Source organism: Streptomyces sp. NPDC006435 (assembly GCF_040612315.1).
Taxonomy (GTDB): domain Bacteria; phylum Actinomycetota; class Actinomycetes; order Streptomycetales; family Streptomycetaceae; genus Streptomyces.
The window spans coordinates 90,384-112,417 of sequence record NZ_JBEXPY010000011.1 but is presented as its reverse complement, the minus strand read 5'-3'; the positions used below and the strand labels follow the sequence as shown (position 1 = coordinate 112,417).

Below are 22,034 nucleotides of genomic sequence, written 5' to 3'. Positions count from 1 at the left end.
GGCGGCACGCCGGGCGGGACGGATCGGGATGGATCGGCCGGTGGTCCGGGCCGAGCGGGTCCGGCCACGGGCCGGAGAGGGCCGGGCAGTGCCGGTTCAGATGCCGATGCCGTTCTCCTCCCGCTGGTGGATGTGTCCGACGAGTTCCCTGGCAAGGGACTTGATGGTGTCCAGCCCGGCCCTGCCCCATGGGCGGGGCACCGTGTCGACCGCGCAGACGGCGCCCAGGGCGACGCCCGTGCGGTCGATGAGGGGGGCGCCGAGGTAGGAGCGGATGCCTATCTCGTCGACGACCGGGTTGCCGGCGAACCGGGGGTAGTCGCAGACGTCCTCCAGGACGAGCGCCTTGCGCCGTACGACGACGTGGGGGCAGTAGCCGCGGTCGAGCGCCACGTACCGGCCGCTGCGGCTGCTGCCCGCGGCCGCGGCCCCGAGGTCGGAGCCCCGGTGGGTGCCGGTCGGGGTGTGCAGTCCCGCGAAGAACTGCCGGTTCCCGTCGATGAAGTTGACCATCGAGAAGGGCACGTCGGTCACTTCGGCCACCCTGTCGGCGAAGGCGTCGAAGTTGTCGAAGGACGCGTCGGCACGCTCCCCGAGCCCCAGGGTCCGCAGTCGTCGGGTGCGGACCGGGGCGTCGCGGTCGGCGGGCGTGAGCAGCATCCGTCGGGTGGTGCTCCGGGTCACGGGTGGGCCCCGAAACCGGTCAACGGGGCCGGTGCCGAGGTGGCGTTGATCAGATGCTGGACCAGGGTGACCAGGGCGCCGGTTCCCGAGCTGGCGATCCGGGCGTCGCAGAGCACCACCGGCACGTCCGGCCCGAGGTCGAGCGCGGCGCGTACCTCCTCGGGCGCGTAGCGGAAGGCGCCGTCGAACTCGTTCACCGCGACGATGAATCCGATGCCTCGCCGTTCGAAGAAGTCGACGGCGGCGAAGCAGTCCGCGAGCCTGCGGGTGTCCGCGATCACGACCGCTCCCAGCGCCCCCTGGGAGAGCTCGTCCCACATGAACCAGAAACGTTCCTGGCCGGGGGTGCCGAACAGATAGAGCACGTGCTGCTCGTCGAGGGTGATCCGGCCGAAGTCCATCGCCACGGTGGTGGACGTCTTGGACTCGATGCCGTCGAGGCTGTCGGTCGCGGCGCTGACCTGGGTCAGCAGCTCTTCCGTGCTCAGCGGTGCGATTTCGCTGACCGCGCCGACGAACGTGGTCTTGCCGACGCCGAATCCGCCCGCCACCAGCACCTTGAGCGCGACGGGAAAGCCCTCGGAGGCGGCGGGACCGGTGGGACCGGCGAGGTCCGCGGGGTCCGGGGCGTCACCGTGGCCGCCGTGCTCCGGTCCGGCTCCGTGGTCCTGCGCGTCGCCGTGGCCCGGCCCGGTGCCGTAGTCCGGCCCGGTGCCGTAGTCCGGCCCGGTGCCGTAGTCCGGCGAGCCCTGCGCGGGCACTGCCCCGAACTCCGCCCCGGTGCTTCCCCGCCCCCGGGCGTCCCCGTAGTGGTGCGTGTCGCCGTAGTACTGCCCGCTCCCGTAGTCCTGCGGGCTCCCGGGGGCCGGGGTCTCTCCGTAGGACTGCGGGTCGCCGTATCCCTGCGGCGCTCCATAGCCCTGCGGAGTTCCGTAGCCCCGGGCCTCCTCGTGGGCCTGTGCGGCTCCGTAGCCCTGGGCCTGCGGGGCTCCGTACCCCTGGGCCTCCCCGTGGGCCTGCGGAGTTCCGTAGCCCTGCGGCATCGGGTAGCCCTGCGGGCCGCCGTAGCCCTCGGAGCCTGCGTCGTTCTCGTACGCGGCGGGGCTGCCGAAGCCGTCAGAGCTGTCGTCGTAAGCCATCGAGCACTGCCTCCAGCAGGGATCGGTCGGTGGGCATGTCTTGGAAGGCGGGCGGGTGCGCGGTGACTGCTCCGCAGTCGACCAGGTCGGAGACGAGCACCTTGGTGACGACCGCGGGCAGCCGCAGATGGGCGGCGATCTCGGCCACCGACGTGGGGCCGCCGCACAGCCCCAGCGCGACGGAGTGCTCGGGGCCGAGGTGGATCTGCGGCTCGGTGCCCGTGGCCATCACCAGGGAGAGCAGATCGAGCACGGCCGTCGGACGGGTACGGCCGTTGCTCACGGTGTACGGGCGGATCAGCCGGCCCGCCGCGTCGTCGAGCAGCGGCCCGTCCTGCTGGACCGACACCCTCACAGCCCCGTGGGGCTCGGCGTGCCGGCCGCTTGTCTCGTCGGCGTCATCAGGTAGGGCCGGACGCTCTTGACCAGCATCGTCATCTCGTAGCCGAGCACCGCCGCGTCCGCCTCGCGTCCGGCGAGGACGGCGAGGCAGGTGCCGGAGCCGGCGGTGGAGACGAACAGCAGGGTCGAGTCGAGTTCGACCACCACCTGGCGCACCTCGCCGCTGTCGCCGAAGCGCGCGCCGGCGCTGCGGCCGAGCGAGTACAGGCCGGCCGCCAGCGCCGCCATGTGGTCGGCGCTGTCGGCGTCCATGCCATGGAGGGATTTCACCAGCCCGTCGGCGGAGAGGAGAACCGCACTGCGTGTGTACGGGACGCGCTGGACCAGTCCGCTCAGCAGCCAGTCGAGGTCCGAGACCTGACCGGACGGCATATCGGTCGCCATGGTGCATCTACTCCTTGGAGGTGTTCGTTTCGAGGGGGTCGCCGGCCGGAGCCTCGCCCGTTCCGGGGCCCGGGGTCGTGCCGGGGACCGGGTACGGGGTGACGGCCGTGGTCCGTCCGCGTACCGGCAGCGGTTCGAGCGGGGCCCGGGGCTGCCACGGCTGCGGTGCCGTCCGCGCCTCGGTGGCCGGGTCCGGTTCCCGGACGGTGTCCGTCTCGGACTCGGATTCGGCACGGGCCTCGGCGAGTTCGATGCCCCGGCGGAAGGCCGCCATGAGCCCCGGGTCGTGCAGGGCCTGTTCGTCCTCGGTGCGCGGTGCGGGTGCTTCCCTGAGCTGCGGTACCAGGTGTTCCTGGTTGGCGCGCCTGGGCAGTTGGGGGCGGCTCATGGTGCCGCGCACCGCCCCGGGTTCGGGCCGGGGGGCTCCGGGGGCGTCGGCCTCGGGGCGGGGGCCGTCCGGGGCGGGCCGGTCCGCGCGCAGCGGGAGCGGCGGGGCCTCGCCCCGGTCCGGTTCCTGCTCGGGCGTCTGGTGCAGACGCAGCGGCTGGCCGGGGACGTACGGCCGGCGGGTGGTGTCCGTCTGCGGTCCCGGCGCGGGGACCGGGGACGGGCCGGGGCCCTGGTCCGGTCGGTGGTGGCCGCCGGGCTCGGCCGGCGGGTGGTGCGCGACCCCCGGCTGCGGGGCCGGGGCAGCCTCGTTCGCCTCCCCGGTGTCCCCGTCCCCTCCCAGCAGGGTCTGCGGAAGGACGAGTACGGCCTGGGTGCCTCCGTAGATGTTGCTCTGCAGCCGGACCGCGATGCCGTGCCGACGGGCCAGGGACGCGACGACGAACAGCCCGATCCGGCCGTCCTGCAGCAGGCGGGCCACGTTGACCTGGTCGGGGTCGGCGAGCAGTGCGTTCATCCGCTTCTGCTCGTTGCCCGGCAGGCCCAGCCCCCGGTCCTCCACCTCCAGTGCCAGCCCGGCGGTGACCTGCTGGGCGCGCAGGAGCACCTGGGTCTGCGGGGCGGAGAAGACGGTCGCGTTCTCCACCAGTTCGGCCAGCAGGTGGATCACATCCGCCACGGCGTGGCCGCGCAGCGTGCCGGCGATCGGCGGCACGAGCTTGACCCTCGGGTACTGCTCGACCTCCGCGATCGCCGAGCGCAGGACCTCGGTCATGCTGACCGGGTTGCTCCACTGCCGCCGGGACACCGCGCCGCCGAGGACGGCGAGGTTCTCGGCGTGCCTGCGGATGCGGGTGGCCAGGTGGTCGACGTGGAAGAGGCCCTTGAGCAGGTCGGGGTCCTCGACCTCGTGCTCCAGCTCGTCGAGCAGCTGGATCTCGCGGTGCACGAGCGACTGCAGCCGCCGGGCGAGGTTGACGAATACCTCGACCTTCTGGTCCTCGCCGGAGTGGTCGGCGAGCCGGGACGCCTCGACGACCGAGGCCACCGCGGCCTCCTGCTGACGGCCCATCTCCTGGGCGAGCAGCTCGAAGGCGTCACCCCCCGGAGCGACGGGCGGGGCGGGCTTCCGTACGGGCACCTGCTCGCCGTTGCGGAGCCGCTCCAGCACGCGCTGCAGTTCCGCCTGCCCCTGGACGCTGGCACGGCGGAGCGCCAGGCACCGTCCGAAGACGGTGTTGGCGACCCGGTTGGCGGCGAGGAACGCGGCCAGCACCGCGGCGATCGCGAGCGCACCGGCCGCGCCCAGGGCGATCCAGAGCGCGGTGGACGGCCCGGCTCCCGTGGAGCGGACGGTGAAGATGACCGCTGCGGCCCCGCTCAGCACCGCGGCGACGGTCGGCAGCACCGCGGTGCGCAGCAGTTGGGGGCGTATACGCGTCTCGGGGGACGGCTGGGCGGCGCGGGGTCTGGCCGCGGCCGAGTGGGAACGGGCACCGGGTCGGCCGTGCCGTCCGCCCTCTCGGCGTTCCGGTCGCGCTGCAGGTGCGCGAAGTTGAGACATCAGTGTCCTCGGTACGTGGGGCACCAGGAATCGGCATCCATGCGGTGGCACCTACGGTGGTCGGTCAGGCTCGGTTCGTCGGTCGGGCGGGCTCGGAATTCGTGAGCCCACCGTTGATCACCGGCAACACACGGTAGTCGTCCATCACACGGGCGCGGCGGGGAGTTGTCGAACTTGCCCGCCATCCGTCCCGCTCTGGTATGAGAGCTCGCACGAAAGACCGATTACTCCGCATCCGCACCCGACCGGCGACCACCCGAACGGCCGAACGGAGCGGCACCGTGAGCACACGGAACGGCTCGGCCTGCCCACCGAGCCGTCTGCCGCGTCATGCGTGATCCACGCCCGGGTGCGGTGAGCCGCCCCGGGAGCGCACCGCCACCGGGCCACCGCCCCGTCGGCGCGCTCCCCGCCTACGCGTCCGCCGGCCAGAACTGGACGAGGTAGCGCTCCACCCCGGCTCCGGTGCCGTCGCCCGCCGACAGGGCAGCGGCCTCTGCCCGGCCGGCGCAACCGACCCGGACCCGCCAGGAGCCACCCGAGTCCGCCAGCACGACGTCGTCCGTCCGGCCCGTGTGCATGGACCAGACCGCCAGTCGTCCGCTGGTGGAGTCGAAGCCGGCCTCGGCCTGTTCGTCCCAGTCGGCCGGATCCTGCGGGGGCGGAGTACCGTCCCACACCTCGACGTCCACCGTTGCGGTGTGGGTGTGGCCGCCACTGGTGATGTCCAGACGCCCGGGGCGGGCGACGAGAAAGGAGCCGAAGTCGAACTCGTCCAGGAAAGCGACCGGCAGGTCCGCATCGTCGGATTCCTGCAACCCGAACGCGTGATATCCCACAAACGCTTCCACGCCTTGCCGCCGGACGATCCGCGCCACGAGTTCTCCCTTCGACGGCGAGTTGCCGGTCTTCTCCGGCAGTGGTGAGCCGTGCGCCTGCACAATCCTGCCCTCATCATTGCCGGGCCCCCGCACCGCACTCCGCTCCCCCTGAGACCACGTCGGCGGAAGTCCGGGCCACAGGCACCGGAGCCATGCGTCCCGGCCCCGCCCCTATTCGGTGCGCAGGGCCGTGGCGGTCCGGGTCCTGGCGGCCCAGCAGGCGGGCAGGAGCGCGCCCAGGACGGCGATGAGCAGGCCGCCGAGTGCGAGCACCAGCGACTCTCCCCAGCCGTGGACGGCCATGACTGAGCCGGGGAGGCGGAGCCCCACGCTGTCGCCCATGGCCGGGAGGACCTGGGCGTGCAGCGCCACGCCGAGCGGCACGCCCAGCGCGCCCGCGGCGAGTCCGGTCACGAGGACCGAGGTGAGGACCATCGCGACGGTCTGCCGGGGAGTCATGCCCAGGGCCTTGTGCACACCGAGCTCCCGGACGCGCTCGCGGGTGTCGAGCAGTACGCCGTTGAGCACGCCGAGCGCGGCCACGGCGACGAGCATCAGCGTGAGGGTCGCGGACAGCGCGTCGAGGGTGGCGGCCATGTCGCTGCCGCCGTGGAGCGCGCCGGTCCGTGCGGTGGCCCCCAGCGGCGCCAGGGCCTTGTTCAGGGCGGTGACGTAGGCGGACACGTCGGTGCCCGGGGCAACCTCGATGTGATGGCTCGTGTCCGTCGGGTCGGGGCGTGCGGCCGTGAGGGTCGGGGCGTCGACGAAGACCTGCATGCCGTCGTTGCGGGGGTCGAGGACCTCGCCGACGATCCGGACCGTGACCGGCCGGGCCAGACCGCCGAGGGTGACGGTGTCGCCGACGCGGCTGCCGGTGGCGGCCAGGAAGGGGGTGGGGACCACGGCCTCGCCCGGCTCGTCGAACCAGCGGCCCGAGACCATCGTGTAGCCGCCCCAGGAGGCGTCGCCGGTGAAGGCGGTCACGTCGACGATGCCGGTCGGACCGGCCAAGGTCGCCCGGACCGTCGTGGCGCGGTAGTACCTCCCGGTGCCGTCGGCGGACCGGACGGCCGCGGCGACCGCGGCCGGATCGGTCCCGGGCCGCCGCTCCCCGGGACCGGGGCCCCGGGGTCCGAAGTCCGGCATGGGCGCGGGTACGACCACGTCGGCGACGTCGTGCGCCTTGGCCTCCATCACCCGGCCGAGCGAGGAGCCCATCCCCACGGTGAAGGTGACGGCGACGGTGCCGAACAGGATCGCCGCGCCCATGGCCAGCGCACGGGCGGGCCGTGCGAAGGGCCGGGTCAGGCCCAGGGCGACCGGGCGCGGCAGCGGCAGCCGTCCGGCCAGGCGCGCCGCCCACCGGCCGCGCCCCGCGGACGCGCTGCGCCCCGCGAGGAGCGCGTCGGCCGTACGCAGCCGGCCCGCCCGCCGGGCACTCGCCCACGCCGTCGCCGCCACCAGGCCGAGCATCCCGGCGACCACCGCCAGGTCGACCCGTGGCTCGACGGCCAGGGACGAGGTGCCGTACACCTCCTCGGCCTCGGCCAGCACGGGGACGGCGAGCAGGTGCCCGGCGAGCACGCCGAGGACCGTCCCGGCGGCGGCCGGGACCAGTGCCTGGCCCACGTAGGCGCGCACGACCTGGGCCGGGGTGAAACCGACGGCCTTGAGGATGCCGATGCGACGCGTTCCCATGCCGACGGCCGAGGCGATGACGTTGCCGACGACGAGCACCGACATGACCAGGCCCAGCGCGCCGAACGCGGCGAGGAACGGGACGTAGAGGGCGGTTTCGCGCTCGGCGTCCTTCCTGACGGTGAGCCAGGACTGGTCGCCGACGACCGCACCCGCCGGGAGGGACGCCGTCACGGCCCTGTTGCCCGCGGCGATCCGCGCCGCGCTGTTCGCCGAGGTGAAGCGGTAGAGCATCTGGTAACCGCCGCTGCCGGAGGCGGTGAGTGCGGGCATCTGGGACGGGAGCACCCAGGCGTCCGCGGTCCGGGTGACCGAGCGGGCGACTCCGACCACCGTCAGCGTCGGCTCCCCGGGCAGCCCGGGGAAGGCGATCCTCCTGCCCGGGGTCGGGATCTGCGGGGAGTCGGCGGACAGCACGATCTCACCGGAGCGGGTGGGCCACCGTCCCTCGGTCAGCGCCACCTCGTCCACGTCACGGCCGGGACCGGAACGCCCGGCCACGGTCATCGGCCAGCCGGGGCCCGCCGCGTCGGCCCGCGGGGTGACCGTGGCCGTGCGGAAGGGACCGGCCGCGCCGCTGACCCCTTCGGCGTCCTTGGACCGCGTCAGCTGTGCGGCGCTCACCTCGCGCGCGTCGAACCGGACGGACAGGTGTGCGCCGTGCTGCCGGGCGAAGGCGTCGTCGAAGGGCGCGCCGGAGACCACGAGGAGCGACCCTCCTAGGACGGAGGCGGCCACCGCCATCATCGTGGTGAGTCCGATCACCAGCGTCTGCACCCGGCGCCGTCCCACCCCCGAACGCACCACCCTGCCGAGCGCGCTCATCGGGCGGTCTCCGGGGCGAGGTTCCGCGACGGGACGTCCTCGGTGATCCGGCCGTCGGCGATCCCGACCGTACGGCTGGTGCAGGAGCGGGCCAGTGCGAGGTCGTGGGTGACCACGACGACGGTCTGGCCCTCGGCGTTGAGGTCGGCGAGCAGCTTGCTGACGTCCTGTCCCGCGGCCGTGTCCAGGGCCCCGGTCGGTTCGTCGGCCAGGAGCAGCGGCGGCCGGTTCATCAACGCCCGTGCCACCGCGACGCGTTGGCGCTCTCCGCCGGACAGCCGCCCCGGGTGGGCGCGGGCGTGCCGGTCGATGCCGAGGTTCTCCAGGAGCTCCGCCGCGCGCCGGTCCGCCTCCGCACGGCCCATGCCCGCGAGCCGCGCGGGCAGCACGACGTTGTCGGCGACCGTGAGGTCGTCGAGCAGGTTGAAGAACTGGAAGACCATGCCGACCCTGTTCCGCCGGTGCAGCGCCGCCCCGGTCTCGTCCAGTCCGTCCACGCGCACCCCGGCCACGGTGACGGTCCCGGTGTCCGGCCGGTCCAGGCCCGCGAGCAGGTTGAGCAGGGTGGACTTGCCGCTGCCTGAAGGGCCGAGGACGGCGACGGCCTCGCCGCTCCGCACGGTCAGCGACACGTGTCGCAGCGCGGGCGGGCCGTCGTCGTACCGCCGGCTCACCTCGCGCAGTTCGATCATCGGCGTGGTCATGGGAATGGGCTCCTTCGACATGGGCATCGGACTCCGTGGACGCTAGGAGCAGGCCCGGCCCCCGCGCGTCGACCGCCCGGGCCCTTTGCCGTACCGCATCGGAACGAGCCGCCCGGACGTCATCCCCGCGATGTAGGCGCCCGATGTACGCGGGCGCCGGAAACCGACCGCCGGGGCGGACTCCGGGGAGCCGTGCGGCGGCGACAATGAGCCGGTGATGAACGTACGTACGACGTCGGCGTGGCCGGCGGTCCCGGTCCGTCGGGCGGTCCGCGACGCCAGGGTGCCGACCGGTCCGCCGCTGCGGCTCACCCGGCGCGCCCGGCAGTTCGACGTACTGCTGGCGCTGGTCCTCGGGATCGCCACCGTCTACTACGGCGTCGACAACGTCGGCAACGTCGTGGTGCGCGAGATCGCGCCCGGTGTGCGGGTCGCGAACCCGCGGCCGTCCGGTACCGGCGGCCTGGTCCTCATGGTGACCCTCGCGGCCGTCGCCTCGGGCGCCCTGGCGCTGCGCCGCCGCTTTCCGCTCGCCGTGCTGTGCGTCGTGACGGCCGCGACGCTCGCGACGCCGCAGAGCGTCCTGCGGCTGACCTTCTACGCGTTCGTCATCGCCGTCTACAGCGCGGCCGTGTTCAGCCCGTACCGGACGGCGACCCTGGCGGCCCTGCCCGTGTCGGTCCTCCTGGTCAGCACCTCGGGGAACTCGGTGACACCGGTCGTCCCCAACGAGTACGTCGTCCTGCTGATCCTGGTCCCGATGGCCGGGGCCGCCCTCGGCCTCCGTACCTGGAAACTCCGCACCGACGAGGGGCGGACCCGGCTCGCCGCCCTGGAACGCGAACAGGCCGAGACACTGCGCCGGGCGGTCGAGCACGAACGCGCGCGGATCGCCCGCGAACTGCACGACGTCGTCACGCACAACGTCAGCGTGATGGTCATTCAGGCCGGTGCAGCCCGCAAGATCATGAGAACCGCCCCCGAGCAGGCCGGTGAGGCCCTGCTCGCCGTCGAGGCCGGCGGTCGGGCGGCCATGACCGAACTGCGGCACGTCATGGGCCTGCTCACCATGGCCGGGGACGGCGAACCGGCGGACGGGGAAGGGGACTTGACCGACGCGGGCACGGAGCTGACCCCGCAGCCCGGCCCGGACCAGCTGGACATGCTCGTGGGGCGCGTACGGGACGCCGGCCTGCCGGTCGACATGACCGTGACCGGCCCGCCCGGCGAACTCCCGCCCGGCATCGGGCTCGCCGTCTACCGAGTGGTCCAGGAGGCCCTGACCAACACCATGAAGCACGCGTCCGGGGCCACCGCCCGCGTGACCGTCGAGTACGGACCGGAACGGCTCCGGGTGGAGGTCACCGACACCGGTGGGCGCCCGGACGCGGGCGCGGCCACCGGAAACGGCCGGGGCCTCATCGGCCTGCGCGAACGTCTCGCCGTCTACGACGGAACCCTGAGCACCGGACGGCGCCTGACCGGCGGCTACCGTGTGGAAGCCCTGATCCCCCTGGAGGCACCGTGACCGAGCAGCCGCCGCGGGTCCTCCTGGTCGACGACCAGACCCTGGTCCGCACCGGATTCCGGATGATCCTCGGCGCCGACGGCATCGACGTCGTCGCCGAGGCGACCAACGGGGCCGAAGCGGTCGAAGCGGTCCGCCGCACCCGTCCCGACGTGGTCCTGATGGACATCCGGATGCCGGAGATGGACGGTCTGGAGGCCACCCGCCGCATCCTCGCCGCTCCCCGGGCCCCCGACTCCGTTCGAGCAGGGGAGGCCCCGCCTCCCGGCGAACCCCGCGTCGTCGTCCTGACGACCTTCGACCTCGACCGGTACGTGTACGCGGCCCTGTCCGCCGGGGCCAGCGGATTCCTCCTCAAGGACGTCACCCCCGAGCAGCTGACCTCGGCCGTGCGCACGGTCCGTACCGGCGACGCCCTCCTCGCGCCCGCCATCACCCGCCGCCTCGTGCAGCGGTTCGCACGGCACGGCAGCGACGCCTCCGCCCTCCACCGCGACCTCGCCTCGCTCACGCCGCGCGAACTGGAGGTCCTCGGCCTGCTCGCCCGAGGACTGAGCAACGCCGAACTCGCCACCCGCCTCCATCTGGCCGAGACGACCGTCAAGACCCACGTCGCCCGCATCCTCGCCAAGCTCCGGCTGCGGGACCGTGTCCAGGCCGTCATCGTCGCCTACGAGACGGGGCTGGTCAGCGCGGGCACGCCCGGGGCCGGCCGGCTGTCCGCCGAACAGGAGTAGACCGGACGCCGCACCGTGCGGACCGGCGTCACCGCCCGCCCGCGAGGTCGAGGTCGTCGCTGCGCGGTTCGGCGACCGCCCCGGCCCGCCGGGGCCGACGCCACGGGCGGGCGATCGGGTGGGACACCCCGCGCCACCAGGGGTCGGAGGGCAGCTTCCCGGCGGGCTCGAACGGCTCGCCGGGACGGGGCAGCGCCACCGCCTGGCCCGCCTCCTCGGCCGCGTCCTTCGTCCACTCCCCCGGCTCCGCCCAGGCGTGCGGAGCCAGGTTGAAGGTGCCCCAGTGGATGGGGAGCATCGCGCCGAGCGGTCTGCCGCCCTGGAGGTCCAGGTGGGCCCGCATGCCCTCGGCCGGCGTCATGTGGATGTCGGGCCAGTACTCGGAGTACGCGCCGATCTGGATCATCGTCGCGTCGAACGGGCCGTGCGCGGCACCGATCTCCGCGAAGCCGGGGAAGTAGCCCGTGTCCCCGCTGTGGTAGATCCGGTGCTCGGGCCCCGCGACGACCCAGGACGCCCAGAGCGTGTGCTGCTGGTTGCGCAGGCCGCGGCCGCAGAAGTGCCGGGCCGGGGTGGCGGTGAGGCCGATCCCGGCGACCTGCGTGGTCTCGTTCCAGTCCAGCTCGCGCATCCGGTCCGGGGACACGCCCCACCGTTCCAGATGGGCACCGACCCCGAGCGGGACGACGAAGACCGTGCCCGTGCCCGCGAGGGACCGGACCGTCGGCAGGTCGAGGTGGTCGTAGTGGTCGTGGGAGATCACCACCGCGTCCACCGGCCCGAGCGCGGCGAGCGGCAGCGGCACGGGATGCAGCCGCCGGGGCCCGGCGAAGGCGAAGGGCGAACAGCGTTCGCCCCACACCGGGTCGAAGAGCACCCGGCGGCCGTCGATTTCGGCGAGCACGCTGGAGTGGCCCATCCAGGTGAGTCGCAGCCCCGTGGCGGGCGGCTCGGCGAGATCGGCGTAGGTGGTGGCGTGGACGGGCACGGTGCCGGACGGTGCCCGGCGCGCCCGCTCCTCCTTGCGGAAGTAGACCTTGGCGAACTCCAGGGTGGAACCGGAGGGCCTGGTCCGCGCCCCCACCGGGTTCTGGAAGACGCCGTCGGCGAAGTTGGGCGAGCGGCGGATGCGCTCCATCCGGGCACCGTCCGGATCCGCGCCGAAGGCGAGGGGACGCTGCGCACGCAGTCGGGTGCGCAGCGGAGGCAAGGGATCGGCGCCGGTCACAGCATCTCCTGAGAGGGTCGGTCTTGTCCCATTATGGGGAGGGGGTACCGCAGTGCGGGAACGGAACGGCCGGCGAAGCGCCGTACGGGGCGGCGGCCCGGCCGGGCCGCGTCAGCCACGCGGCTGCCCGTACACGTGCTCGATGCGCAGTCGCAGGACGACGCGCCGGTCCCGGACCATCGCCGCGCGGTAGTCGTCCCAGTCGGGGTGTTCGCCCTGGACGTCGCGGTAGAGCGTGATCAGCTCCTCCACCGTCGCGTCGTGCGGTCCGGCGGCGACCGGGGACAGCTCGGCGGTGGCGTCCACCACCGTCCACGCCCAGCGGTCCGCGCTGGTGACGTGGTAGCTCGCCCGCGGGTCGCGGCGGAGGTTCCTGGTCTTCACCCGGCCGTCGGTGATCGAGACGCGGACGATGCGCTCCTGCGGATAGTAGAAGTGATTGACATTGGACAGCTGGGGCCTGCCGTCCTGCCCGAGTGTCACGAGCACTCCGCCGTTCTCCTCGGCGAGCAGCCCGAGCAGTGCTTCCTGCCGTGCGTCGAATCCCGTCATGCCGGAACCAACGTCCGTGCCCGCCGCAGGATTCCGCTTTCCGGTGACATCCCGTGTCACATCCGCGGTGCCGTCATCCGTCGCATCGGTGTGAGCGGCCCGCCCGCGGCGTCCCACGGCTCCGCCGGGCGGCGTCCACGCCGTATCGAAGCCGTATTCGGAATTCGTATTCGAAGGAGAACGGACATGACCACCCGCATATCGCTCGACCCGCCCCGCACCCTGCTGTTCCGTGCCGTTTCGTGGTACTCGAAGCGCACGTACGGCAAGGTGGTCGACCCCGTACGGGCCTACGCCCATCACACCGGGGTGCTGTGGTCCCTGGTCCGTCTCGAGCTGGCCGCGGGCCGCTGGAAGAAGCTCGACCCGCAGCTCGGGGCGCTGGCCGTGATGACGTCGGCGACCACGGTCGGTTGCAGCTGGTGCCTGGACTTCGGCTACTGGGAGAACCACCGCCACGGCATGGACCCGCGCAAGCTGCGCGATGTGCCGGTGTGGCGGGAGAGCGAGGCGTACACCCCGCTGGAGCGCGACGTCATGGAGTACGCGGAGGGCATGAGCGTCACCCCGCCCGAGGTCGGTGACGAGTTGGCGGAGCGGTTGCGGACCGTGCTGGGCGAGGAGGCGTTCGTCGAGCTCACCACCATGGTCGCGTTGGAGAACATGCGTTCTCGGACCAATTCCGCGCTCGGTCTGACCAGCCAGGGCTTCAAGGACCGGTGCGACCTCGAACGCCCCGCGCGGCTCTGACCGCCGCGGTCGCCGCAGTCGCTCCGGCCGGTCGGTCGGTCGATCGACCGACCGGAGCCCTGTCGCCGCGGCATCCGGCGCGTACGGAGGCGAGGGCGGGCAAGGGCGGGGGCGACCAGAACGAGGGCGGAGGTGTCGGCGCAGGTCCGGGGCCCGGGGCTCGGCCGAACCGGGACGGAGCCGGACACGGCCGCGCCCCCGCTCTTCCCGCCGGAGGCATATTCGTTAGGGTGACGCCGTGGCAAGAGTGCGGTTGAGCGTGGCGGAACGACGCGAAGAGCTCCTGCGCGCTGCCGTCGAGCAGATCGAGGTGCGGGGGGTCGCGGCGGTCCGGATCGCCGATGTCGCCTCCGTGCTCGGTGTGAGCAACGCGCTCGTGCTCTATCACTTCTCGACCAAGGAGAAGCTGGTCGCGGCGGCCTTCGCCCATGCCGCCGAGGCCGATCTCGCCCATCTGCGCAAGCTGTTGGGCCGGCGCACGAGCGCGGTGCGCCGGCTGCGCGCCGCCGTCCGCTGGTACGCCCCGACGGGGCAGGCCAAGGGCTGGCGGCTGTGGATCGAGGGCTGGGCCGGTTCGCTGCGCGATCCGGCGCTGCGCAACGTGGCCGGCGATCTCGACCAGCAGTGGAAGGCGGAGCTGGCCGAGGTCATCGAAGAGGGCGCCGCCGCCGGTGAGTTCCAGTGCGACGACCCCATGTCGACGGCCTGGCGGCTGACCGCCCTGCTGGACGGCCTGGCCGTGCAGATGATCTCGTACGCGGGCCCGCTCTCCCGCACCACGATGCTGGCCTGGACCGAAGAGGCGCTCGCCCGCGAACTCGGCATCGACCGCGCGACGCTGACGGCCTGACCCGACGGCCCGCCCCGTCGTGCGCGGGGCGGCGATCCGTCCAACCGACTGGGGGTCAGGTCTGCTGCAGGGGCGCGTACTCCTCGCTCCCGACCCCGAAGGTCCAGGCCACTCCCGCCTTCGCGGTCCGTGTGCCCGGCGGCACCCGGAGCCAGTAGACGCGGTGCGTCCCGTCCGGCTCGGGAGTGGAGTTGACCACCTCGACCATCACCACGTCCTCGTCGCCGGCCAGCGCGATCCGCCAGAGGACACCGGTCTCGTCCCGGTGCACCGGCTCGGCACCCGACTCGCTCAGGTAGCGGTCGTAGCCGTAGAACTCCAGCATCACGCGGCGCAGTTCGGCGTTCTCCTCCTCGCGTATCCGCTTCGGGGTCAGCGCGTTGAGCTCGTCGAGGAACTCGGCGGGCACCGGCATGCCGCGCCAGGCGTGGAGGGCGAAGCCGTCGGCGTAGGCGAGTGCGGGACCGTCCCCCCGGTCGAGCCGCCCCGCCTCGTCCCGGTGCAGTGCCTGCGGTCGCTCGCTGATCACCACGGCGCGCTCGTAGGGCCACCACCAGCCCGCGTTCCTGGCCACCTCGGCCAGGCCGTTCAGCCGGTCGCCCCGGCCGTCGAAGGCCGCGAGCCAGGCCGCGTCGTGCTGGCCGAGGACGGCGTCGAGCAGCACCAGCCGGACGTCGGACTCGTCCTCCGGGCGCTTCGCGAGGTCCGCGACGACCCCGGCCCGGATCCGGTCGGCGAGCGCCGCCGTGGTCTCCCACAGCTGTGCCCCCGTCGCGGACCACAGGGCGGACCAGCCCGCCGGGCCCAGTTCGTCGTACATCCGGCGGCGCTCCTGCGCCCAGGGCCGGGTCCGCACCTCGTCGCGCACCGAGCGGCCGGCGTCCACCAGCTTCTCGACGGCCTCCACCGCGGCCCGGGGCGATTCGACCCAGACGATCCGCTCCGGCTCGGCGAGCCCCGCGCTGCGGTAGGCGAGCCGCAGCCCGTCCTCGGCCGCGGCCCGGTCCGCCGTGCCCGTCGCCGCCGCCACGGTCCGCCATGAGTCCACGTACTGCATCAGTCTTCCCCGTCCCCTGATTCCGTGTGTTCGCGTATCCGCGTATCCGCGTGTCTGCGTATTCGTGTGTCTGTGCGTCCGTGCGCAGCGGCTGCGCGCGGAGCGTCCTGCGAGTGGTGCGTGATGCGCGGCGCGCTGCGGTGATCCGGTGCGCCGCCGTGCCCCGGGCCGTTTCCCGGCGCGTCAGTCCGCGACGATGCGGACCGCTCCCGGCGCGTACTCCCGCTGGCGCACCACCCGGTACCAGCCCTTCGGCAGCGGTATCGTCGCGTGCTCCTCGTGCACCACCCGTCCGCCCTCGGGGAGATGGAGCAGCATCGGTCCGAAGGCCCCCGCCTCGCGCATCAGCCGGCCCGGCCCCTGGATGGCGTGGGCGTGGCCGGTGACCTCACCCAGCGCGAGGACCATGCGGCCCCGGGCGTCCCTCGGCTCACCCGGGGCCTCCAGGAGCTGCGCGGGCACCTCCGACTCCTCCAACGACATGATCAGTACATCGCCCTGCCGGTACACAGACGTCTCCCCTCGATGGCCGCACCCGCTGTGCCGGCCACGCAGAAAACGCTACGACGGGGGTCTGACATCGAGGGGTCCGACGGTCGTGGCCCAGGGGTCGGATGGCGCCGCGACCGGCTGTCCCGCAGCCATTCCGCCGGTCTCCCGGACCGTGGTCAGTCCGTCCAGGCCAGAACTGCCATCCCCCGTCGAGCGGCCACGAGGTAGAAGTTCTGCAGCAGCCCGAAATGCTCGACGAGGTACTCGCGCGGGTGCCCGTCGAATCCCCGGAATCCGCATGCCCCGGCGGCTCCCGACGGGTCCGCGGGCAGGCGGCCGAGCACTTCGCCGACATCCGGAGCGGCCAGTCCGCGGGCCACGTCGGCCACTGCCGCAGGGGTGAGCAGGGCCGGAGGGGAGCCGAAACCGTCATGGACCGCGGGATGGTCGAGGAACTCGACGCCACCCGGATCTCCCGAGACGCTCCGTTCGAGGACCTGGACGCACGGCCCCTCGACACGCATGTACCGACAGAACCGGATCAAGCCCCGAACCGCCCAGTCAAGATCCACCGTGTCCTCCGCGGGCGGGTCCCAGTCGGGGTTGCCGTCCGGTGCCGCTTCCGCGGCTGCGCGGCACCGGGCCAGGTACTGCGGGGACACCCGTGCGAGTTGCTGCGTCAGCGCCATGCGTCGAAGTATCGCGGACCGCCGGTGGCCGGAACCGCGACGCCGCCCGTCCGGCCCCGGTCGCCCCGTCGTGGGCGGTCCCGGCCGTGCCGTTGTCAGTGTGACTTGATAAACCTTGGGGACATCAGTCGTCCCCCAGTACCAGGAGCTCAGGGTCATGTCCGGTGTGGACCATCTGCACGAGTTTTTCGGCCTTCCCGTCGTCCAGTTCCAGCACACGGCGGAGGAAGTGCCCGTGCAGGCCGCCGACGCGGCAGCCTGGCGCATCTCGGTCGAGCCGTACGAGGAGGAAACGACCTGGGAAGAGGCGTTCGAGAAGTTTCTGCGGACGGTCGATCCGGCCGGGGTGCGGGCTCTGGTCATCGGCCAGTGGGGCGAGTCGTACGAGGAGAAGTCGTCCTACCCGATCGACCTGGTCATCGCCGCCGCCGACCGGTTCACCTCGCTGCGGGCCGTCTTCGTCGGCGACCTGATCATGGAGGAGAGCGAGATCTCCTGGATCGAGCAGTCGGACGTCACGGCGCTGCTCAAGGCCTTCCCCGAGCTGGCCGAGCTGGGGGTGCGCGGTGGTTCGGAACTGGTCTTCACGCCCTCCAAGCACGAGCGGCTGAGCGCGCTGACCATCGAGACCGGTGGTCTGCCGGTCGAGGTGATCCGCGGCATCCTGGACAGTGAGCTGCCCGCGCTGGAGCGGCTCGACCTCTGGCTCGGCGTGTCCGCGTACGGCGGCGACGCCGATGTGGCGGACCTGGCCCCGCTGCTCTCCGGCACCCGCTTCCCCCGGCTCACCCATCTCGGCCTGCGCAACAGCGAGTTGCAGAACGAGATCGCCTCGGCGGTCGCCAGTGCCCCGGTCGTCGCGCAGCTCCGGGTCCTCGACCTGTCCAACGGCACGCTGGGCGACGAGGGCGCGGCGGCGCTGCTGGAGGGCCAGCCCCTCACCCATCTCGAACGGCTCGACCTGCACCACCACTTCATGACCGAGCCGATGGAGCGTCGGGTCACGGAGGCGCTGGAACCGCACGGCGTGCGGGTCGACGTGTCGGAACGCAACGAGCCCTGGGGCGACCGCGGCGTCGAGGGCCGCTACACCTCGGTCGCGGAGTGATGCGCGGTGTCGGACATCGGCCACCCCGAAACGTTCCACGGCCTGCCCGTCCTCACCCTGCCCGGCCCTGACCGGGCCTCCGACGTCCCTCTCCCGGACGCCGGCTCGGTGGCGTGGCGGCTGGAGAGCGCCTGGCAGGACGAGCTGACCTTCGGCGCGCTGTGGCAGCACTTCGTCGACACGGTCGACACGACGCGGGTGCGGGCCCTGCTGATCGGCCCCTGGTGGCAGGAGGAATACGAGAGCTTCGCCCCCGTCGTCGAGCTGCTGGCCGGCCACGCGGACCGGTTCCCGGCCCTGCGGGCGCTCTACCTCGCCGATGTGGTCGGTGAGGAGTGCGAGCTGTCGTGGCTCGAGATGTGCGACATCACCCCGGTGGTCGAGGCGTTCGGGCAGCTGGAGGAGCTGACGGTGCGCGGCTGCGGCGAGCCGGTCGGCGACCGGGAGGTCCTCGCCCTGCGGCCGGTTCGGCATCCGGCGCTCAAGTCGCTGCGGTTCGAGTCCGGCGGGCTTCCGGCCGGGGTCGTGCGGGCAGTGGGGGCGTCGGAGCTGCCCGCGCTGGAGCGGCTCGAACTCTGGCTCGGCGTCACCGAGTACGGCGGCGACGCCACGGTCGCGGACCTCGCTCCGCTGCTGTCCGGGGCGGCGTTCCCGGCCCTGCGCCATCTGGGGCTGCAGAACAGCGAGATCCAGGACGAGATCGCGGCGGCGGTCGCCTCCGCGCCGGTCGTCGCCCGGCTGGAGTCGCTCTCCCTCGCGATGGGCACCCTGGGCGACGAGGGGGCCCAGGCACTGCTCTCGGGCCAGCCCCTCACCCATCTGGCCTCGCTGGATCTGCACCACCACTACATCGGCGACCCGCTGGTGGACCGCCTGCGGGACCTGCTGGGGCCCGACCGGGTGAACACCGAGATCGACGAGGCCGAGTACTGGGACCCGGAAGAGGACGAGCACCGCTATGTCGCCGTCAGCGAATAGCGCGGTCGGCCCGGCGCCGCGCTTCGCCGTCGTGGGTGTGCCCGGCAACCGCCGGGTCGCGTTCTTCCAGGACGCCGTGCGTGCCGCCGGGCTGCCGGCGGCGCGCGTCGTGCCCTGGCTGGACGTCCTGCGCGGCGCGGCGGCCTTCCGCCCGGGCGAGACCGTGCGGATGGACTCGCCCGGCGAGGACGCCGAGGTGGAGCGGCTGCTCAGGGCGGTAGACGATCCGACCAGGGTCGAGGGGACCGCGCTCTGGTACGCCCGGTTCACCGGGGCCGTCCGGGCGGTGGCGCGGGCGGCGGACGCCGCCGGGGCCGTACTGCTCGACGATCCCGACGAGGCCGCGGTGCTGTTCGACAAGCGGCTCTGCCATGCCGTGCTGGACGGTGCCGGTGTGCCCGTCCCGGCGTCGCCGACGTCGGGCGCCGCGGCGCCGGTGGTGCGGGACTGGGCGGACGTGCGCGAGCGGATGGCTGCCCTGGGCACGCCCCGGGTCTTCGTGAAGCTCGCGCACGGTTCGTCCGCGTCGGGGGTCCTGGCCGTGGAGACGGCCGGGCCCGGCCGGATCAGGGCCACCACCTCGGTGGAGCGGGACGCGTCCGGCCGGCTGTTCAACTCGTTGCGGGTGCGCCGCTGCACGACGGAACCGGAGGTCGCCGCGATCGTCGACGCGCTGGCGCCCGACGGGCTGCACGTCGAGCGCTGGCTGCCCAAGGCGACCCGGCGCGGCCGGGCGACGGACCTGCGGGTCGTGGTGGTGGCGGGCAGGGCCACCCATGCCGTCGTGCGCACCAGCACCTCCCCCATGACCAATCTTCACCTCGGCGGCGAACGCGGAAGCCTCGACGAGGTCCGTGCGGCCGTCGCTGCCGCGGGCGGCAGCTGGGCCGACGCCCTGGCCGTGTGCGAGCGGGCGGCGGCGTGTTTCCCGGACACGCTGTGCGTGGGCGTCGATCTGCTGCCCTCGACCGACTGGCGGCGCTTCGCCGTCGGGGAGGTCAACGCCTTCGGCGACCTGCTGCCGCGGCTGACGGGACTGCCCGGCAGCGGCGCCGAGGGACTGGACACCTACGCGGCACAGGTCGCCGCCGTACAGAACAGAGCAAGGAACCACCGTGCAACCGCCACCGCCTGACACCGCGCCCGCTCCCGCGGACGCCCCCGCCCCGGCCCCTGACGCAAATCAACCGGACACGAACGGACCGGGCACGGGCGAACCGGACATGAGCGGGATCGTGGGCAGTCACGATCTGCTGCTCGTCACCCTCGACACGTTGCGCCACGACGTGGCGGTGGAGCTCGCCGCCGCGGGGCGCATCCCGAACCTGGCGCGCCACCTGCCGGGCGGGGTCTGGGAGAAGCGCCATGCGCCGGGCAGTTTCACCTACGCCTCCCACCAGGCGATCTTCGCGGGCTTCCTGCCGACTCCGGCCGGCCCCGGACCGCATCCCCGGCTGTTCGCGGCGCGTTTCGCCGGCAGCGAGTCGACCGCGTCGGGCACCTTCGTCTTCGACCGGCCGGACCTGATGTCCGCCCTCGCCGACGTGGGCTACCGCACGGTGTGCATCGGGGGTGTCGGTTTCTTCAACCGGCAGCCGCCGCTCGGTTCCGTGCTGCCGGACATGTTCCAGGAGAGCCACTGGGAGCCGGAGTTCGGCGTGGCCTCGCCCACCTCCTTCGAGGCGCAGGTGGCCCGCGCCGAGCAGGTCGTGGCGGAACTCCCGCCCGAGCAGCGGCTGTTCCTCTTCGTGAACGTGTCCGCCCTGCACCAGCCCAACTGGTTCCACCGGCCGGGAGCCACCCGTGAGGCGGGCGACTCCCGCGCCACCCACGCCGCCGCCCTGGAGTACGTCGACGCCCACATCGGCCGGCTCTTCGCCGCGGCGAGCAGCCGTCGCCGCTGCTTCGCCATCGTGTGCTCCGACCACGGCACGGCGTACGGGGACGACGGCTACACCGGTCACCGGCTCGGGCACGAGTCCGTCTGGACCGTTCCGTACGCGCACTTCTTCCTGGAACCGGGGGCCATCGCACCATGAACCGCACCACGACCGCCGTACCGGCCGTCCGCCCGTACCGGAGCTACGTCTACGCCTACCCGCACAAGACCGCCTACCGGCCGCTCACCGACCGGCCGGAGCTGCGCGAGCTGTGGGCGGGCGAGCGCAGGGACGCGCTCTCGCTCTATCTCCACATACCCTTCTGCGAGGTCCGCTGCGGCTTCTGCAACCTCTTCACCAGGATCGGCGCCCCCGACGAGCTGACGACCCGTTATCTCGATGCGCTGGACCGGCAGGCCACGGCCGTCCGGGAGGCGCTGGGTGACGCCGAGCCGGTGCGTTTCGCGGCGGCCGCGTTCGGCGGGGGCACGCCCACGTTCCTGACCGCGGCGGAGCTGGACCGGCTCTGCGACATCGCGGAGAAGCGGATGGGAGCCGATCTGCGCTCCGTCCCGCTGTCGGTCGAGACGTCTCCGTCGACCGCGACCGCCGACCGGCTGGCCGTCCTGGCCGACCGGGGCGCGACCAGGATCAGCATCGGGGTGCAGAGCTTCGTAGAGGCCGAGGCGCGTGCCGCCGTGCGCCCGCAGCACCGGGCCGACGTGGAGGCGGCGCTCGACCGGATCCGCGACGCCGGGGTCCCGATCCTCAACATCGACCTGATCTACGGCATCGACGGCCAGACCGAGGCCAGCTGGCGCACCTCGCTGGACGCGGCGCTCGGCTGGCGGCCGGAGGAGCTGTACCTTTACCCGCTGTACGTGCGTCCGCTGACCGGTCTGGGGCGGCTCGGCGCCGACGGCGAGGCGGCGGAAGCGGCCTGGGACGAGCAGCGGCTGCGGCTGTACCGCGCGGGCCGGGACCACCTCCTCGCCCACGGGTACGAGCAGGTCTCGATGCGGATGTTCCGCCGTGCCGACGCCCCGCGCACGGACGGCCCGGACGACTACGCCTGCCAGACCGACGGGATGATCGGCCTGGGGTGCGGGGCCCGCTCGTACACCACGAAGCTGCACTACTCCTTCGACTACGCGGTGGAGATGCGGGAGGTGCGGGCGATCATCGACGGCTACACCGCCACGGAGGACTTCTCGCGCGCCGAGGTCGGCCGGTACGTCGACGGCGACGAGGCCCGCCGCCGTCATCTCCTGCAGTCGGTCCTCCAGGCCGAGGGGCTGCGGGTCGACGACTACCGTGAGCGGTTCGGCACCTCGCCCGCCGACGACTTCCCCGCCGAACTGGCCCGTTTCGAGGCTCGCGGCTGGCTCGACGCGCCGGCCGGCGGCGCCGGGCTGCTGCGGCTCTCCCCCGAGGGCCTGGCCCACTCCGACGCCCTGGGCCCCGAGCTCTTCTCCCCCGGTGTACGGGCCGCGATGGCCGCGTACGAATTGAAGTGA

22 protein-coding genes are annotated in these 22,034 nt (G+C 73.2%); 9 read left to right on the top strand and 13 right to left on the bottom strand.

Annotated elements, in window-relative coordinates:
• Nucleotides 1-96 precede the first annotated feature (96 nt).
• The 8 genes from ABZZ04_RS14415 to ABZZ04_RS14380 form a co-directional block, all read right to left on the bottom strand.
• A complete protein-coding gene (locus ABZZ04_RS14415) occupies nucleotides 97-684 on the bottom strand; it encodes a GAF domain-containing protein (protein ID WP_356932512.1) in 588 nt (195 codons plus the stop codon).
• Entirely contained in the window at nucleotides 681-1,241 is a 561-nt protein-coding gene (locus ABZZ04_RS14410) for an ATP/GTP-binding protein (protein WP_356932558.1), read from the bottom strand. Before ABZZ04_RS14410 ends, ABZZ04_RS14415 begins: the two co-directional genes overlap by 4 nt.
• Nucleotides 1,242-1,800: 559 nt before the next feature.
• Complete coding sequence (locus ABZZ04_RS14405) at nucleotides 1,801-2,172, bottom strand: DUF742 domain-containing protein (protein ID WP_356932511.1); 372 nt, start codon at nucleotides 2,170-2,172, stop codon at nucleotides 1,801-1,803.
• Between the two features lie 2 nt (nucleotides 2,173-2,174).
• Nucleotides 2,175-2,609 (bottom strand): roadblock/LC7 domain-containing protein, encoded by a 435-nt coding sequence (locus tag ABZZ04_RS14400; protein ID WP_148840873.1) that lies wholly within the window; start codon nucleotides 2,607-2,609, stop codon nucleotides 2,175-2,177.
• 7 nt (nucleotides 2,610-2,616) lie between these two features.
• Complete coding sequence (locus tag ABZZ04_RS14395) at nucleotides 2,617-4,560, bottom strand: ATP-binding protein (RefSeq protein ID WP_356932510.1); 1,944 nt, start codon at nucleotides 4,558-4,560, stop codon at nucleotides 2,617-2,619.
• A 413-nt stretch (nucleotides 4,561-4,973) separates the two neighbouring features.
• The gene (locus ABZZ04_RS14390; protein ID WP_356932509.1) at nucleotides 4,974-5,399 is read right to left on the bottom strand and encodes a hypothetical protein; all 426 of its coding nucleotides are present in this window, start codon (nucleotides 5,397-5,399) and stop codon (nucleotides 4,974-4,976) included.
• A gap of 213 nt (nucleotides 5,400-5,612) precedes the next feature.
• Nucleotides 5,613-7,964, bottom strand: a complete 2,352-nt coding sequence (locus tag ABZZ04_RS14385; protein WP_356932508.1) for an FtsX-like permease family protein — start codon at nucleotides 7,962-7,964, stop codon at nucleotides 5,613-5,615.
• Entirely contained in the window at nucleotides 7,961-8,668 is a 708-nt protein-coding gene (locus tag ABZZ04_RS14380) for an ABC transporter ATP-binding protein (protein WP_356932507.1), read from the bottom strand. Before ABZZ04_RS14380 ends, ABZZ04_RS14385 begins: the two co-directional genes overlap by 4 nt.
• A gap of 217 nt (nucleotides 8,669-8,885) precedes the next feature.
• Between ABZZ04_RS14380 and ABZZ04_RS14375 the strand changes: the two genes are divergently transcribed.
• Both ABZZ04_RS14375 and ABZZ04_RS14370 read left to right on the top strand, forming a co-directional pair.
• The gene (locus ABZZ04_RS14375) at nucleotides 8,886-10,196 is read left to right on the top strand and encodes a histidine kinase (protein ID WP_356932506.1); all 1,311 of its coding nucleotides are present in this window, start codon (nucleotides 8,886-8,888) and stop codon (nucleotides 10,194-10,196) included.
• On the top strand, nucleotides 10,193-10,933 hold the full coding sequence (locus ABZZ04_RS14370) for a response regulator transcription factor (protein WP_356932505.1): 741 nt from the start codon (nucleotides 10,193-10,195) through the stop codon (nucleotides 10,931-10,933). The genes ABZZ04_RS14375 and ABZZ04_RS14370 overlap by 4 nt, the downstream gene beginning before the upstream one ends.
• A 28-nt stretch (nucleotides 10,934-10,961) precedes the next feature.
• Here ABZZ04_RS14370 and ABZZ04_RS14365 read toward each other — a convergent pair whose 3' ends face one another.
• Nucleotides 10,962-12,161, bottom strand: coding sequence for an MBL fold metallo-hydrolase (locus ABZZ04_RS14365; protein ID WP_356932504.1), 1,200 nt, complete (start codon nucleotides 12,159-12,161; stop codon nucleotides 10,962-10,964).
• Between the two features lie 111 nt (nucleotides 12,162-12,272).
• Nucleotides 12,273-12,713, bottom strand: coding sequence for a PPOX class F420-dependent oxidoreductase (locus tag ABZZ04_RS14360; protein ID WP_356932503.1), 441 nt, complete (start codon nucleotides 12,711-12,713; stop codon nucleotides 12,273-12,275).
• A 186-nt stretch (nucleotides 12,714-12,899) separates the two neighbouring features.
• Here ABZZ04_RS14360 and ABZZ04_RS14355 point away from each other — a divergent pair, with 186 nt between their 5' ends.
• Nucleotides 12,900-13,463 (top strand): carboxymuconolactone decarboxylase family protein, encoded by a 564-nt coding sequence (locus ABZZ04_RS14355; RefSeq protein WP_356932502.1) that lies wholly within the window; start codon nucleotides 12,900-12,902, stop codon nucleotides 13,461-13,463.
• A gap of 238 nt (nucleotides 13,464-13,701) precedes the next feature.
• Nucleotides 13,702-14,313 (top strand): TetR/AcrR family transcriptional regulator, encoded by a 612-nt coding sequence (locus ABZZ04_RS14350; protein WP_356932501.1) that lies wholly within the window; start codon nucleotides 13,702-13,704, stop codon nucleotides 14,311-14,313.
• Nucleotides 14,314-14,368: 55 nt separating this feature from the next.
• Here the strand turns inward: ABZZ04_RS14350 and ABZZ04_RS14345 are convergent, their stop codons facing one another.
• The 3 genes from ABZZ04_RS14345 to ABZZ04_RS14335 all read right to left on the bottom strand — a co-directional run bounded on the left by ABZZ04_RS14345 (nucleotide 14,369) and on the right by ABZZ04_RS14335 (nucleotide 16,551).
• Nucleotides 14,369-15,370 (bottom strand): DUF6745 domain-containing protein, encoded by a 1,002-nt coding sequence (locus ABZZ04_RS14345; protein WP_356932500.1) that lies wholly within the window; start codon nucleotides 15,368-15,370, stop codon nucleotides 14,369-14,371.
• Between the two features lie 183 nt (nucleotides 15,371-15,553).
• Entirely contained in the window at nucleotides 15,554-15,880 is a 327-nt protein-coding gene (locus ABZZ04_RS14340) for a hypothetical protein (protein ID WP_356932499.1), read from the bottom strand.
• Between the two features lie 158 nt (nucleotides 15,881-16,038).
• On the bottom strand, nucleotides 16,039-16,551 hold the full coding sequence (locus tag ABZZ04_RS14335) for a DUF1877 domain-containing protein (protein WP_356932498.1): 513 nt from the start codon (nucleotides 16,549-16,551) through the stop codon (nucleotides 16,039-16,041).
• Nucleotides 16,552-16,708: 157 nt separating this feature from the next.
• Between ABZZ04_RS14335 and ABZZ04_RS14330 the strand changes: the two genes are divergently transcribed.
• From ABZZ04_RS14330 to ABZZ04_RS14310, 5 genes are all read left to right on the top strand, one after another.
• Entirely contained in the window at nucleotides 16,709-17,659 is a 951-nt protein-coding gene (locus ABZZ04_RS14330) for an STM4015 family protein (protein WP_356932497.1), read from the top strand.
• 6 nt (nucleotides 17,660-17,665) lie between these two features.
• Nucleotides 17,666-18,637, top strand: a complete 972-nt coding sequence (locus ABZZ04_RS14325; protein ID WP_356932496.1) for an STM4015 family protein — start codon at nucleotides 17,666-17,668, stop codon at nucleotides 18,635-18,637.
• Nucleotides 18,618-19,772 carry an STM4014 family protein gene (locus tag ABZZ04_RS14320; RefSeq protein WP_356932495.1) on the top strand — a complete coding sequence of 385 codons (1,155 nt, stop codon included), beginning with the start codon at nucleotides 18,618-18,620 and terminating at the stop codon, nucleotides 19,770-19,772. The genes ABZZ04_RS14325 and ABZZ04_RS14320 overlap by 20 nt, the downstream gene beginning before the upstream one ends.
• Nucleotides 19,773-19,860: 88 nt before the next feature.
• Nucleotides 19,861-20,676 (top strand): STM4013/SEN3800 family hydrolase, encoded by an 816-nt coding sequence (locus tag ABZZ04_RS14315; RefSeq protein WP_356932494.1) that lies wholly within the window; start codon nucleotides 19,861-19,863, stop codon nucleotides 20,674-20,676.
• On the top strand, nucleotides 20,673-22,034 hold the full coding sequence (locus ABZZ04_RS14310) for an STM4012 family radical SAM protein (protein ID WP_356932493.1): 1,362 nt from the start codon (nucleotides 20,673-20,675) through the stop codon (nucleotides 22,032-22,034). The genes ABZZ04_RS14315 and ABZZ04_RS14310 overlap by 4 nt, the downstream gene beginning before the upstream one ends.

What these genes read in the sequence shown, in the direction of transcription:
- ABZZ04_RS14400 (WP_148840873.1), bottom strand. Translation starts at nt 2,609, where the DNA reads ATGGCGACCGATATGCCGTCCGGTCAGGTCTCGGACCTCGACTGGCTG.
- ABZZ04_RS14395 (WP_356932510.1), bottom strand. Translation starts at nt 4,560, where the DNA reads ATGTCTCAACTTCGCGCACCTGCAGCGCGACCGGAACGCCGAGAGGGC.
- ABZZ04_RS14385 (WP_356932508.1), bottom strand. Translation starts at nt 7,964, where the DNA reads ATGAGCGCGCTCGGCAGGGTGGTGCGTTCGGGGGTGGGACGGCGCCGG.
- ABZZ04_RS14380 (WP_356932507.1), bottom strand. Translation starts at nt 8,668, where the DNA reads ATGACCACGCCGATGATCGAACTGCGCGAGGTGAGCCGGCGGTACGAC.
- ABZZ04_RS14375 (WP_356932506.1), top strand. Translation starts at nt 8,886, where the DNA reads ATGAACGTACGTACGACGTCGGCGTGGCCGGCGGTCCCGGTCCGTCGG.
- ABZZ04_RS14360 (WP_356932503.1), bottom strand. Translation starts at nt 12,713, where the DNA reads ATGACGGGATTCGACGCACGGCAGGAAGCACTGCTCGGGCTGCTCGCC.
- ABZZ04_RS14355 (WP_356932502.1), top strand. Translation starts at nt 12,900, where the DNA reads ATGACCACCCGCATATCGCTCGACCCGCCCCGCACCCTGCTGTTCCGT.
- ABZZ04_RS14345 (WP_356932500.1), bottom strand. Translation starts at nt 15,370, where the DNA reads ATGCAGTACGTGGACTCATGGCGGACCGTGGCGGCGGCGACGGGCACG.
- ABZZ04_RS14335 (WP_356932498.1), bottom strand. Translation starts at nt 16,551, where the DNA reads ATGGCGCTGACGCAGCAACTCGCACGGGTGTCCCCGCAGTACCTGGCC.
- ABZZ04_RS14330 (WP_356932497.1), top strand. Translation starts at nt 16,709, where the DNA reads ATGTCCGGTGTGGACCATCTGCACGAGTTTTTCGGCCTTCCCGTCGTC.
- ABZZ04_RS14320 (WP_356932495.1), top strand. Translation starts at nt 18,618, where the DNA reads ATGTCGCCGTCAGCGAATAGCGCGGTCGGCCCGGCGCCGCGCTTCGCC.
- ABZZ04_RS14315 (WP_356932494.1), top strand. Translation starts at nt 19,861, where the DNA reads ATGAGCGGGATCGTGGGCAGTCACGATCTGCTGCTCGTCACCCTCGAC.
- ABZZ04_RS14310 (WP_356932493.1), top strand. Translation starts at nt 20,673, where the DNA reads ATGAACCGCACCACGACCGCCGTACCGGCCGTCCGCCCGTACCGGAGC.